General features: G+C 46.2%; 15 protein-coding genes and 1 pseudogene. 3 read left to right on the plus strand and 13 right to left on the minus strand.

Annotation, left to right across the window (positions count from 1 at the left end; genetic code table 11):
• Positions 1-39 precede the first annotated feature (39 nt).
• The 3 genes and pseudogenes from ACSSTM_RS05705 to ACSSTM_RS05715 all read right to left on the minus strand — a co-directional run bounded on the left by ACSSTM_RS05705 (position 40) and on the right by ACSSTM_RS05715 (position 1,708).
• Positions 40-216 carry a hypothetical protein gene (locus tag ACSSTM_RS05705; protein WP_187704447.1) on the minus strand — a complete coding sequence of 59 codons (177 nt, stop codon included), beginning with the start codon at positions 214-216 and terminating at the stop codon, positions 40-42.
• A 106-nt stretch (positions 217-322) separates the two neighbouring features.
• Positions 323-570, minus strand: a pseudogene (locus ACSSTM_RS05710) (peptidoglycan-binding domain-containing protein); the annotation flags it as partial.
• Positions 571-916: 346 nt separating this feature from the next.
• Positions 917-1,708, minus strand: coding sequence for a helix-turn-helix domain-containing protein (locus tag ACSSTM_RS05715; RefSeq protein WP_437404024.1), 792 nt, complete (start codon positions 1,706-1,708; stop codon positions 917-919).
• 143 nt (positions 1,709-1,851) lie between these two features.
• Between ACSSTM_RS05715 and ACSSTM_RS05720 the strand changes: the two genes are divergently transcribed.
• From ACSSTM_RS05720 to ACSSTM_RS05730, 3 genes are read left to right on the plus strand one after another with little or no spacing between them, the layout of a single operon-like run.
• Positions 1,852-2,067 (plus strand): helix-turn-helix domain-containing protein, encoded by a 216-nt coding sequence (locus tag ACSSTM_RS05720; protein WP_437404026.1) that lies wholly within the window; start codon positions 1,852-1,854, stop codon positions 2,065-2,067.
• Between the two features lie 59 nt (positions 2,068-2,126).
• Positions 2,127-2,378, plus strand: coding sequence for a hypothetical protein (locus tag ACSSTM_RS05725; protein ID WP_047204072.1), 252 nt, complete (start codon positions 2,127-2,129; stop codon positions 2,376-2,378).
• Positions 2,379-2,423: 45 nt separating this feature from the next.
• A complete protein-coding gene (locus ACSSTM_RS05730) occupies positions 2,424-2,768 on the plus strand; it encodes a YolD-like family protein (protein WP_437404027.1) in 345 nt (114 codons plus the stop codon).
• A gap of 15 nt (positions 2,769-2,783) precedes the next feature.
• Here ACSSTM_RS05730 and ACSSTM_RS05735 read toward each other — a convergent pair whose 3' ends face one another.
• From ACSSTM_RS05735 to ACSSTM_RS05780, 10 genes are all read right to left on the minus strand, one after another.
• Positions 2,784-3,335 (minus strand): hypothetical protein, encoded by a 552-nt coding sequence (locus ACSSTM_RS05735; RefSeq protein WP_437404028.1) that lies wholly within the window; start codon positions 3,333-3,335, stop codon positions 2,784-2,786.
• Between the two features lie 92 nt (positions 3,336-3,427).
• Positions 3,428-3,667, minus strand: a complete 240-nt coding sequence (locus tag ACSSTM_RS05740) for a phage holin (RefSeq protein ID WP_437404029.1) — start codon at positions 3,665-3,667, stop codon at positions 3,428-3,430.
• Positions 3,664-4,491 carry a peptidoglycan recognition protein family protein gene (locus ACSSTM_RS05745; RefSeq protein ID WP_437404030.1) on the minus strand — a complete coding sequence of 276 codons (828 nt, stop codon included), beginning with the start codon at positions 4,489-4,491 and terminating at the stop codon, positions 3,664-3,666. The genes ACSSTM_RS05740 and ACSSTM_RS05745 overlap by 4 nt, the downstream gene beginning before the upstream one ends.
• A gap of 25 nt (positions 4,492-4,516) precedes the next feature.
• Positions 4,517-4,828 carry a hypothetical protein gene (locus tag ACSSTM_RS05750; RefSeq protein WP_309415785.1) on the minus strand — a complete coding sequence of 104 codons (312 nt, stop codon included), beginning with the start codon at positions 4,826-4,828 and terminating at the stop codon, positions 4,517-4,519.
• Between the two features lie 32 nt (positions 4,829-4,860).
• Positions 4,861-5,001, minus strand: coding sequence for an XkdX family protein (locus ACSSTM_RS05755; RefSeq protein WP_074041882.1), 141 nt, complete (start codon positions 4,999-5,001; stop codon positions 4,861-4,863).
• On the minus strand, positions 5,001-5,288 hold the full coding sequence (locus ACSSTM_RS05760; RefSeq protein WP_437404031.1) for a hypothetical protein: 288 nt from the start codon (positions 5,286-5,288) through the stop codon (positions 5,001-5,003). Before ACSSTM_RS05760 ends, ACSSTM_RS05755 begins: the two co-directional genes overlap by 1 nt.
• Positions 5,289-5,299: 11 nt before the next feature.
• Positions 5,300-6,736 (minus strand): BppU family phage baseplate upper protein, encoded by a 1,437-nt coding sequence (locus ACSSTM_RS05765; protein WP_437404032.1) that lies wholly within the window; start codon positions 6,734-6,736, stop codon positions 5,300-5,302.
• Positions 6,737-6,750: 14 nt separating this feature from the next.
• On the minus strand, positions 6,751-8,631 hold the full coding sequence (locus ACSSTM_RS05770) for a right-handed parallel beta-helix repeat-containing protein (protein ID WP_437404033.1): 1,881 nt from the start codon (positions 8,629-8,631) through the stop codon (positions 6,751-6,753).
• A 12-nt stretch (positions 8,632-8,643) separates the two neighbouring features.
• The gene (locus ACSSTM_RS05775; protein WP_437404034.1) at positions 8,644-10,035 is read right to left on the minus strand and encodes a phage tail protein; all 1,392 of its coding nucleotides are present in this window, start codon (positions 10,033-10,035) and stop codon (positions 8,644-8,646) included.
• Positions 10,036-10,046: 11 nt separating this feature from the next.
• The gene (locus ACSSTM_RS05780; RefSeq protein ID WP_437404035.1) at positions 10,047-11,474 is read right to left on the minus strand and encodes a glucosaminidase domain-containing protein; all 1,428 of its coding nucleotides are present in this window, start codon (positions 11,472-11,474) and stop codon (positions 10,047-10,049) included.
• Between the last annotated feature and the right edge of the window lie 10 nt (positions 11,475-11,484).

Below are 11,484 nucleotides of genomic sequence, written 5' to 3' on the forward strand. Positions count from 1 at the left end.
TGAAAAAAATCGCCCCAGTCTAATGCACTAGGGCGTCTTTTATTGCTGTTTTTGTTCTTTTAGTTTTTTGAAAATCACAAATTGATATACTCCAAATAGTACGGTTAGGATGATGATTGCAGTAAATATTTGATCGACTGGAAGCAAGAAATATACGACAATAAAAAATAAAAGCAAAACAAAATAACCTATATTGAACGCTCTTTTAAATGTCATCATATTACCTCCTTTTTACAATCATATCACGTTTTACCTACCCTTATAACCAACTTTTCCCAATTAAAACACAAAAAACCCATATCCAATAAAGGACAGGATTTACTTATTTCGATGCTTTTTGAAGAGCTGCTTTTGTCTTCGGACCATAGATACCTTCAGCGCTAAGCCCATGCATGAGCTGGAATCGTTTGACCGCATTTTCTGTTTTGTTCCAAAGTAGCCATCTTTCCCATTGTTTTTGACTTCCTTTTCAGGATAAAAAAATACAGCAGCCAGTGCTCCCTGTAGGGCTTTTACTCTAGCGCCCCTTGTCAATTCGGTCACTTTAACGATGCCAGATGGTAAGTTGAACACTTTAATCGTTTTAATCCTAAAAATACTCAGAAACAAAATCTGGTGGATAAAGTTCGTCCCCAATTCGTCCCCAATCAAGAGAAACAGAACAAATATTCGTTGTCAAAAAAACAAAAAACCCTTGCTGTGCAAGGGTTTCAACGATGATTCCGACTGGGCTCGAACCAGCGACCTCTACCCTGTCAAGGTATCCGTGAAGTCTCCGGTTAGTCAGTCGGTAAGTCAAACGTTGGTATATGGACGTTAAGTCAGTCGGTAAGTCAAACGAATTCACTTCGATAGTACGTATTATAAACGATAGGAGCGCTATCCTGCAAGAATTATAGGCGAAACCCCTCAACGGTCACTCGCCGTCAGATAGAAACGCCTCGAACGCCTCTAATTTACCACGCATTTTCCTACGTTTTGCCTCGCTTGCCGCACGTTGGAACGCAATATATACGTAGTCATCAAAACGGCTAATTTCGTTCAATTTCGCTTTGAGTATCGTCTTGTGCCACGCATCTACGAATGGCTCCGGATCATGCTCGATCATTAGCGAAGGGTCTACGGATGCCTTAGCACGCAATAACAAGCCGTAATATTTATAGATTTCTGCTGCGTCAAAGTAGCGACTCATTGCGTTGTAGATTTCCGTTGGTAACGAGTTTTTCAGCGCTTCAGCCGGCACCGCAGCCGTATCTTTAACGTGCTTTTGATTTTTAAGATTAATAGAATCCGATGGTTCATTTTCGAATTTCGCCGTCTCAGCCGTTGGTGCATCGGCGTTTTCCGGTGCTGGTCGAGTGGTCATTGTCGACTGGTCATTCGCGGTTAACGGTAAGATGACGATGATATTCGCGCCCTTGCCTCCGTTGATTTTACGAGTCGTTGCGACCTTCTTGACGATGTTCAGCGCGGCCAATTGATTAAGAACGCGGCGTGCCGTCTTGACGGATTTACCGATTAGGTCGGCTAAAGTTTCCGCTTTGAGATGCGCTGCGCCTGCGAACTTGACTGCATAACGTGCGATCTGTTTAAGTGCGGCCCGCGCTGTGTCGGATAGGTCGTATGAGTTTCGTTTGATGTGTTCGTAGACGGCCGTGTTTAGGGCTTGTGTCGATGAGAACGATTGGTGTTCCGCTAAGTAATGCATATCGATACCTCCTATACATTTATTCGTTAATACGTATATTACGCTTATACGTATAATAAGTCAACGAAAACAATTACGTTTATACGTATTTACGTAAACGAATCAATGCGGTATAATAAACAAAAAAGCAACGGAGGTCCTTTATGAGACATGTCGTTTTGCGCATCGATAAACTTATGGAACAGTACGGCTTGACACAGGTTGAATTTGCGGAGAAGGTCGGTATACGTCAAGCTGCCATCTCGCAACTAGCACGTAATCATGTAGCGAGGGTTTCTGTCGATCATTTAGACCGCATCATCAATACGTTTGAGATAGACGATATTTCCGAATTGTTAATAATTGAAAATGAAGGGTAATCAGAATTTTTATAAACTGTCTTGATGAAGCATATAACGAAAAAGGGAGTTGTTGAAACGTGGAAAATTCTAATGGCACGATCCAACGCTATTCTAGAGAAATTTCGAAGATCACAAATAAACTAAAAGAATTAAAAAACGACAAGATATATGAGTTAACCAATAACAGAAGTGATGGATCTCTATACACCAACGCGATGCAAATAGAAGAGTATCTTAATGACCTTCTGATAAAAATAGAAACAGACGCGCCATCTATTAACGAACAATTGAGAGAAGCTATGAATAAAGTGTATAAAAGTAACGATTGATAAACGAACACACATTCGGTTATAATTCAACCGGAGGTGTCGCCGATGTGGGACGAACGGAAGGATCAGAATCGTTGGCAAATGAAGTTCATACTGCCGGAGCACAACGAAGCTTTGCGCCAATTACGCCTCGCGAAGCAGAAGATAGAACGTCCGGCATTAAGCGAAGAACAAGTCGAAGAGTTTGAATTCGCAATATCTGCGTCCATCAACGAGGGCATACCGCTCGATTTCGAACTATATGATGACGGCTTTGTTCGCGAAGTAAGTGGCCGCGTTGTATACGTGGACCATCAACGGAAGGAATTTCGTGTGAAGGATAATCGAGGCGATACTAATTTCGTTAAGTTTGCGGATATATTAAACGTAAAAAACGCCCCATCCGGTTAGGGACGGGGCTTTTCGTTATTGATTAAACGTATATTCGCGCGCAAATGAAGACGTGTCAGAAACGTCCTTACCGGACATTTCGTAAATTTTCCACGATAAACTAACGCTAGTTACTTCGTTTGGTGACGTATTCGACATAGGCCATGCGTAAAAGAAGTCGAGCCTATCGCCTTTGTTCTTCAGCTTAGGCGTACCTTCTTCCGATACTTTGATTAATTCTTCCGGACCGAGTTCTTCACCTGTGTTTAACTTAATCGTTTCGGATGCCGGAAAGGCTTCGAAGGAAGAATGGCCGATATTTTCGATCGAACCTTTTATTGCGATATGGGCGCTTGACGGCGAAATAAGAATTCGATCAACTTTTATATTCAGCCCGTCAATATTATCCTCGTCATTAATTTCCGAACTATAGGCCCACAGATCGCTGTCCTCACGTAAGTTTTCATTTGCGTTGGTTTCTTCCGCTTGGACCTCTTCGTCTTTACTACTCGGCTGAGTATTCGACGAACACCCCGCAACTATCAGCAAGGCTATTACTATAGAAAAAAGTAGTCTAACACGCTTCATTTAACCACGACCTTTTTCTTTTAATTATACGTTATTGTTATGTAGAACGGCTACCTACGTTTTTATACGTAAGCAACCGCCGAAAGTTCCGTCTACTTCTCCCCGACTTCATCCAACGCTTTTCTTTCGCGCGCCTTCTTAGTCACATCGTTGTTTTTCCAGTACGCTAAAAGCGAAGTTGCCCCGAGAAATAACAGCGCAATAAAGTCGGACACTGCCGCTTCGTCTACCGGAATCGTCTGAACGCCAAACATCGTCAGCCCGCTATTTACGAGAGCCAACGCAAGCAAAATAAATCTAGTCACCGTTCCTGCGCTAATGTTCGTCTTCATACGCTATACCCCGCTTTCTTAAGTGCCGCTACCAGTTTGGCGCGTGTTGCTGGTCCATAGATGCCGTCGTTTGCGATGCCGGCCTGCGTCGACTGGAATCGCTTGACTGCGTTAGCCGTTTTCGGACCGTAAATGCCGTCAATTCCGTTATTCTTGGCGCCTTTGTTCGGGTAGAAATATACGGCAGCCAATGCGTTTTGAAGTTGCGTAACCGCCGTGCCGCGAGCACCTTGACGGATCACGCCGGTCGGTACCGTAAGTTTTTTGGACGGCGCTTTTGGTTTAGGCGCTTTCACCGGCTTAGTCGCTGCGCCCGTTTTGCTTCCGTTTAGTGCTGCTAGCTCTTTCGCGATAGCCGCTTTCACTGCGCCCCAACGACCTTCGTCTAACACGCGATGCGGACAATGCTTTCCGCTCCAATCTTCGTGCTTTTTGACGCGATCAACCCCCCATCCGCGCTCTTTTAGAAGCTGCGCAATGAATTTAATCGCCAGTGCTTCCGCCTTTTTATACCGATCACCGCCGGACTCTGAATAGCAAACCTCGACGCCGATTGACGTTCTGTTTCCGCTACTCACAGCAGAACCATCCCCGCAATGCCATGCGTTTCTATTCGTTTCGATCCCTTGAATAACTTCTTTATCGTCGACCGCGTAATGGAAAGATACTGTTGCGTTGTTGTTGCGCATGTAGTTAATTTCATTTTCCGCAGACGCATCATTTGCCGTATTGTGAAACGTAATATATTTCGCGTTCATTGAATACGGGCATTTAATTGAATTTTTCGCAGAAGATACGAGCATTTTACGTACTTTAATCGTCATATAATCGTCTCCCTTTTCGTTTTATTTAGAAGTAATAACGGAACAGGACCGGCACCAACGCCAGCATTACTGGAACCGCAATTCCGATAAGCCAACGACGATCACCTTTAACCTGTTCCCGATAGTCACGTAGATCGTCGCGGGCGGTCGTAGCGATACGAAGTGCTTCGCTCGCTTTATCGTCTGCCGTGTCCGCTCTAGATAGCGCCGTAGCCGCCATTTCTCGGAACTCTTCGAAGATGCGTGTCTGGTGTTGTTGGGTTGCGATGATGGTGGCGATGTCGACCTGTATCTTCGCGATCTTTTCATTAAGTTCGTGTGTAGTCGGTTGAGTCACCGCAAATCCTCCTTAAGGACAAAATAAAAAGCCTACGCTTCTACGTATGGCTCGCCTGTGATTTCTTCGTATTGTTCCGGCGTAATTTTCTTCATAACGACCGCGGCTGCGACTTGTTCCTTCGTCCAATCTCCGTCTGCATAAAACTTCTTGATGATCGCAAACCAGTTCATTAAATCACTCCCTTCATCATTAACGTGAAAACCAATTCCGCTTGTTGCTGGCGGACTAGTTCGAGTTCAGTAGGCGCCGCTTCCGGAAAAAGACTGTCGATATACTCTTGTGTAGCACCTTCGAACCACTCTTCTTTCTCCGGATCAAACGTCGCGATAAACAGACCGCCTTGTGGTTTAACTGGCGTGTATCCTTCCGGAATTTCTTCACCATTTTCTAGGTCTATTAGGATATCTTCCGTCGGCATCCAAATAAACTTTTCGTCGTATTTATAAACCCATATCATCAAAGCACCTCCTAATTCTTCGCTCTGAAACGGAAGCCAAACGTGATGAATTCATTTGGATTTGCCGTATTAGAACACGATTGAATACATACTCTTCCATCCGTACTGATATAAGTTCGGTGGTATTGCGGCACACCAGGCGTTCCGACGCTAGAAGCCACTCCAATAAAATGCATCGATTGCGCCGGGAAATACTCAGGAAGAAGTGTAAATGCGGTAACGTTAGCGCCGATAGCACCTCCGGATATTGAACCTAGAATTTCAACCACCCCGCCCGCATCTTTTGTATATCGGAGTGTATGAGTAGATCCATCTGTCGCGGCGTATTGAACCCAACCGTTTCCAGGAGTCGGGTACTTCCATGTGACATTAGAATCCGCATCCGTTACGACGCGTCGCCAACCGCTCCATACACCGTTATTGAGATAATTCGTGAATATGTTGTTTAAAAAATCGGTGGCGTATACCCACCCGTATGTTGCTTTACCGTTAGAAGCGTCAGTCATATGGTACATGCCTCTAAAGGATCGAGTGTTTGGTAAATCACGAGAATTAGCAATTGCGTAGAATGTCCCCTGACCTAGTCCATTATTGGTTATTGACTCTAAAATACTTCCGGAAGTATCTTTTAGAGAAATTAACGGAAGGCCAGTATCTTCTGTGATTCTTCTTTTTTGGTAATTGCTAACATATTCTTTCGCCTGACGCAGAGCTTCATCCGATTTTAACTGTGCCCCGGACGTAGTTTCCTTCGAATTCCACACCGACCGTTCTTCGTTAGTTACGTGTTTTACTGAATCATTTGCGTGTGCGGTCACTTTCGCCTGGGCGCCGGTCGTCGTCTCTTTAGCGTCCCATTCCGCTTTCTTCTGCGGCGTGACATGGACATCCGCATTATTTGCGTGAGCATCTACTTTTTCTTGCGCGCCGACCTTTGTTTCTACGTTGTCCAAGTCTTCGAATTTTGCTTCAATTTCCGCAACAGTTGCTACTACGTCGTCATAAAGATCGTTAATTTGACCCCGTAAAGTTTCAAAGTCGTCGATGTAATATTCCGCAACTGGGACGATATTCTGATCGATAAGTGACTGCTCGATATTAAAGCCGAATTTATGAACCGAAAGCGCCTGGCCGTTTGTGTAGTAAAGAATCAGTTCGGCTTTTACGTTTCCATAATGACGAATCTCGTCCGCTGTTAAAACGTATTCGGCAAGTCCTTCCGGCTTATTTACTAGTGTGATCGCTCGTACAAAACGGCTTCCGTCTGCCATCGAAAGGACTAATTTACCTACGACCGCGGATAACGGTAAAGGGACGCCGTCTTTAGTGAGCTTAAAGGACAGGCGCGCCGTTTTTATATCCTGCGTGCTAAATTGTATGGCGGCATTGATAGGCCGCTTTGTTTGCGCATTGACGTCGAATGACAAAGCGCCATCTTTTGCTAACATCCGTTTTCCTCCCTTTAAATAACGTTCGCAGTCGAAGTGATCGGGTCGATGCTGTTGTCGTTATAGCTGTCGTCAAAGCCCGCGCCTTTTACGTAGTTGCCGTACGATGAAATTTGCGAGCATGTATTCGTCAGATAAATACCGTGACGCATTCCTAGACCGGTTATATCGTTAAATGCGCACATAGATCGGGCTACGCCGGATAAGAAAATGATTCCGTCATAACCGTCGCTTTCGGTCGCCCTCGTTCCGACATCTACAAGCGTATTAAAAAAGACGCGTACTCTCCGTGAGTCTCCTGATACAGAGATTCCGGAAAAGCCGACGTTCTTTAACACGTTATTTGCGACAGTAACGTTATTACAGCGCCCTTCCTCGATACGGATTCCGTTTCCTTTGACGTCCCGCAAAGTATTAGCCGTTGCAGAACCGTACGTGCTTCGTGTTATAAGAATACCGTGATGTCCTACGTTATCGACTACGTTATTTGCGATCGTATAGTTGTAAACGTCGGAGATGTGAATACCATGACGCGCAACAACTCCGTCAATTACGTTGCCGGAAATAACTACGTCGTCGATCGTCTGATAATCCTTCCGTCCGTAGACCTGTATCGCATGATTCTTCGTAATGTTGGTGATCGTGTTTTCCGTGATAACATGGTGCTTCGTTTTATTGACGCGCCCCGTAGGATTGCCGTTTGCATCCTGCGTATATTGCGTCGTGACTCTCGGCAGAAGAATACGAATACCGGAAGCGCAGTTGTTTATCTTGTTGCCGCTGATCCTCGTGTCATACCATTTGTTGCCGCTGATAGCGTATTCCGTCGTGTCCTCGATTACGTTGTCTAAAATGCGAATAACCGAATACCAAACGCCGTCCGTACTCGTGTGCGAATCGACCGCACGTGCCCATCCGCCGAGCTTACTTGAACGCCCGAAATAGTTGCCGCGGATAATGATATTTCTCGTGACAGTTTGATCGTACGCTCCAAAGGCGCCGAAGTTTGCGGATGAACGCATTAAGTCTATCTGAATGGCCGCCGAGAACCATCGGTCGCCCACGTAGTCAGCGTAGCCTTTGAATTTTACGTTCTCGATCAGTACGTTTTGGTTGCCTGCACAGTCAAAAGCGTGCCCTCCACATACATCTAATACGGTAATATCACGGATGATAATTCCGTCAGAGTGCGCAAACCCGAACACGGAACATTGTTGTTTGATTACTGCGCCGTTGCTGTCGAAGGTGCCTCCGCCCTCGATTACGATGTTTCCGTGCCCGTTATAGCCGCTGAAATTATCCGTTTCAAGTCCGTTGACCAACATTGACCCGACGAAGTTTCTTTTGATAACTGCGCCACCCTGAACGATAAGTCTCGTGTTTCTGAAGATACGTAGCGTTCGCGTTTGCGTGTAGTTACCTGGCGGAACCACAAGCGTAATGGGCGTTGACTTCGAAAGGTCCAGTGCCGCCTGCATTGCGTCATCGAAGTTTCCGTATTTCTCTAAGTACGGACGCAACGAAACAAATACGGCCATGTCTTCGATTTTCTTCATCAGCTTCGCGAAGTCATAGTCGAATCTATCTTTCGCCGTAGGATGCGTGGATGCATCGAGTGCTACCCGTAGATCGACGACTTCTTTGACGTCTTCACCGTCGTGGTTAACGACTAGATTCGCAAAGCGAGCGTTCAAGTTATCCAGGCGATTAGCAGCCGTAAAAAGCCCGTGCTGTATTTGCTCGGACTTGTGTGCGGGCGATGCGTTTTTATGGGCGTTTAGCTCGGCGGCCGCCTTCGTAAAGCCTTGCTCGATACTATCGAAGTTATCGTTCAAGTTATTACGAGCAATGCGATCCCACGCCGATGCGATTCGCTTTAAAAATACGTTAGCCATTTAGTGCCTCCTTTATTTTGATTCTAGCGCGGCCACTCTCGCAGTAAGCGCCGATAAATCCGATACAAGTTTATTAAGGTCCACATTTGCGCCGGAAGAACTGACGATGATCTTCGAAACTTTTATAAAATCAGCCGAGGACAATAATCCGGCCTTTGATGAGCTAGCCATGTCTACTTGCGGCTTACCATCCGGCCCAACTATGATGCTTTGTAGCTTCTGAAAATCGCTCGACGTCATCAAGCCGTCGGAAACCGCCGTCGCTGGTCCATACTTCGGTATAGTTGTCGGGTCATATCCGTCGTCAAAGTTTGCGTCGCTTCCGATACGTATACCGGAACCTACCGATGGCCCTTTTACTTTTCCGGACGCATCGAACAACTTGGATACGCGCTTCTCAGTCTTCCGAAAGTTTTTCATGTCCGTCTTAATATCGCGTTTCAGCTTTCCGAATGTGTAAACCGGCGACTTATTCGGATCAGAATAACGCTCAACACCGACAACCTTAATTCGCTTATTGATTCCGAACGGATCGATCATGCACCATACGTAGTCGCCTTTGCGGATGTCTTGGACGCCGAAATGTCGTAGCTCCGTATATGTCAGCGTCAAAGATAGCTCGATCGTATCCGTTAGTTCTTCTTGCAGTCGAAGCTCGAGTTCATCTGCGTTTTTATCGGTGTAAGCATCGTCGCGTATAGGTGCGGCGTGCTTGATTCCGTAGATTTCCGCTAACGGGCTCGTGTACTCAAGCTCGACCGCGTATGCCTTCGTCTTGTCGTTCTGTTTTCCATAACCGCGGATGTACGTCTTTAACGAACTCGTATCGATCTCAACGGATTCGTCGCGGGCATTGAACTTATGCCGAATCTGATAATCGGTGTCGCGAGCCAATTCCTTCGCAATGACTACCTTTTTCCCCTCGATGGTATATTCCGCTTTGTATTTATCGAGGATATCTCGCAATAAATCGTTAGAGAAACCATCGCCGAAATCTTCGAGCTCAAACGTAGCGTCAAGGCCTTCCGGTGATATGTCGTATGAATAGCCGGACCCTTCGAGGGCGATCGCAACCATGTCGTCAATAGTCATCTTCTTTTTCTTGCCGGATTTGCTATAAACGTAATTGTCAGCGAGGTCGATTAACGGCTTATAGACGCCTGATGCTTCGATCTTTATCGTTTTATTTGCCGTGACTGGACGCGTCTTCTTGATGACGTATTCCTCTCCGTCGCAAACGAAGATGTTTTCGTTCTCGATCAACCCGAATGAGTGATCGTTGTTTCTCGTACTCAAAACCGACACGTCAAGCGATTTCTCATTCTCAGCCGTTTCTCGTACCGTACAGTCGTAGTCAGTAAGCGCCTCGACTTCGCCTCTTACCGTTTTTATAAGTAGCTCCATCGCGCCACCTCCTAGAAATAATAGAATCGGAAATCGAATTTGATTTCGAATGATCCGCTCGTTCCCGACAACACAAATTCGTTCCATCCCGGCTCTAGTCGGATTGTCTGCCGGTTGGTATCTCCGAAAATACTTACGCCATCTTTACGCGCCTTGACCCCATCCAATACGATCGTCTCTTTAGCCGTCGAATCTCCGGTATATTGCCACGCATCGCCCGTAGTTTTGTTCGTGATCTTTAACTTAGATGAGGCGCCTTTATACGAAATGACGAACGGTAATTCTAACGGATCAATACGAATAGCCCCCGCATTGTAAATACGGAAGCTCTTTGTCTTATGTTTATAGACCGGGATCGTATCTTCTAGATTTTCGCCGAACTGCCAAAGACTCGCGTCAAAAGTAAACGGGTCCTGCGTCGTTCCGACCGATTCGCAGTAAGGAGATGCGCTTTCGAACGACAGCGTAAAATCGGCTACGCTTCCGCTTCTTTCCGGATCAAAACTATCGCTCAGTTCGACTCGCCAACGTTTTTTCGGATTGCCTTCCGCAACTAGATAAAATTCGTCTTCCTTATAAAGTGCGTTATATATTTCATCGCGCAGCAAGTAGAAGTCGGCCGCGTCTTCGGCATACATTGTACATTCGGCTGTGATCCGGCGATTTCCGAAATCCTTGCCTGTACGATAAGAACCGTTTTTCCCCGGTATGTTTTCGTAGGTGATATTCGGAGCCGGCGCAGATATGACTAGACTACGTACTAAAACAGATAGGTCTCGCGCCATGTCGATAATCGTTCCATTGCGATACTGAATACGGAAGTTAGCATCCGAACGTGGAATCGCTGAAGATCGCCCGAAAACAATATCCGGCGAGAACGCATCTTCATTAAAGTTTTCGTCAATATCAACCACGGTCGGCTCCGGCTTCGGTTGCGCGGGCTTATCAACGTCGGTACTCGTATCCGTTGTCTTCTTCGTATCGTACTTCGTTAGGTTATGCGTCGCGATAATGTTGTTCAGTTTCGTCGCGTACGCTGGGTCCGTCGCATATCCCGCACTTACGAGCGCCTTCGTTGCTTTACGATAGTTCGTCTGCCCGACGACCGCTTTGTAATGATTCGGGTCCCAGCTCGTTCCGTTAATGTATAGCTTCGCGAGGTCTTGCATCGACTCGTACCATGACGGATACTTACGAAAGTCGGCGTAGACCTGAACGTTCCGCCCGTTATAAACCTCCCACGTAAGCATCCGAATGGAGGCGCCTTTGTACGACCCTTTGACGCCGAATAGGTTTTTCCCTTTCGTAGCCAAGCCCGAATTACCGTAGCCGGACTCCAAGCACCCCTGCGCAATTACAAGCGACGCGAGTATGTTGTAATTCCGGTATATTTTCTGCGCGTCTGGCGCTATTGCCTTAATAAAGCTAGCGTTGCTCAACCGCTCACCT

It is taken from the genome of Bacillus sp. RK1064 (assembly GCF_051488405.1).
Taxonomy (GTDB): Bacteria; Bacillota; Bacilli; order Bacillales; family Bacillaceae; genus Bacillus.

What these genes read in the sequence shown, in the direction of transcription:
- ACSSTM_RS05740 (WP_437404029.1), bottom strand. Translation starts at nt 3,667, where the DNA reads ATGAAGACGAACATTAGCGCAGGAACGGTGACTAGATTTATTTTGCTT.
- ACSSTM_RS05770 (WP_437404033.1), bottom strand. Translation starts at nt 8,631, where the DNA reads ATGGCTAACGTATTTTTAAAGCGAATCGCATCGGCGTGGGATCGCATT.
- ACSSTM_RS05735 (WP_437404028.1), bottom strand. Translation starts at nt 3,335, where the DNA reads ATGAAGCGTGTTAGACTACTTTTTTCTATAGTAATAGCCTTGCTGATA.
- ACSSTM_RS05745 (WP_437404030.1), bottom strand. Translation starts at nt 4,491, where the DNA reads ATGACGATTAAAGTACGTAAAATGCTCGTATCTTCTGCGAAAAATTCA.
- ACSSTM_RS05755 (WP_074041882.1), bottom strand. Translation starts at nt 5,001, where the DNA reads ATGAACTGGTTTGCGATCATCAAGAAGTTTTATGCAGACGGAGATTGG.
- ACSSTM_RS05720 (WP_437404026.1), top strand. Translation starts at nt 1,852, where the DNA reads ATGAGACATGTCGTTTTGCGCATCGATAAACTTATGGAACAGTACGGC.
- ACSSTM_RS05765 (WP_437404032.1), bottom strand. Translation starts at nt 6,736, where the DNA reads ATGTTAGCAAAAGATGGCGCTTTGTCATTCGACGTCAATGCGCAAACA.
- ACSSTM_RS05715 (WP_437404024.1), bottom strand. Translation starts at nt 1,708, where the DNA reads ATGCATTACTTAGCGGAACACCAATCGTTCTCATCGACACAAGCCCTA.
- ACSSTM_RS05705 (WP_187704447.1), bottom strand. Translation starts at nt 216, where the DNA reads ATGACATTTAAAAGAGCGTTCAATATAGGTTATTTTGTTTTGCTTTTA.
- ACSSTM_RS05760 (WP_437404031.1), bottom strand. Translation starts at nt 5,288, where the DNA reads ATGATATGGGTTTATAAATACGACGAAAAGTTTATTTGGATGCCGACG.
- ACSSTM_RS05730 (WP_437404027.1), top strand. Translation starts at nt 2,424, where the DNA reads ATGTGGGACGAACGGAAGGATCAGAATCGTTGGCAAATGAAGTTCATA.
- ACSSTM_RS05775 (WP_437404034.1), bottom strand. Translation starts at nt 10,035, where the DNA reads ATGGAGCTACTTATAAAAACGGTAAGAGGCGAAGTCGAGGCGCTTACT.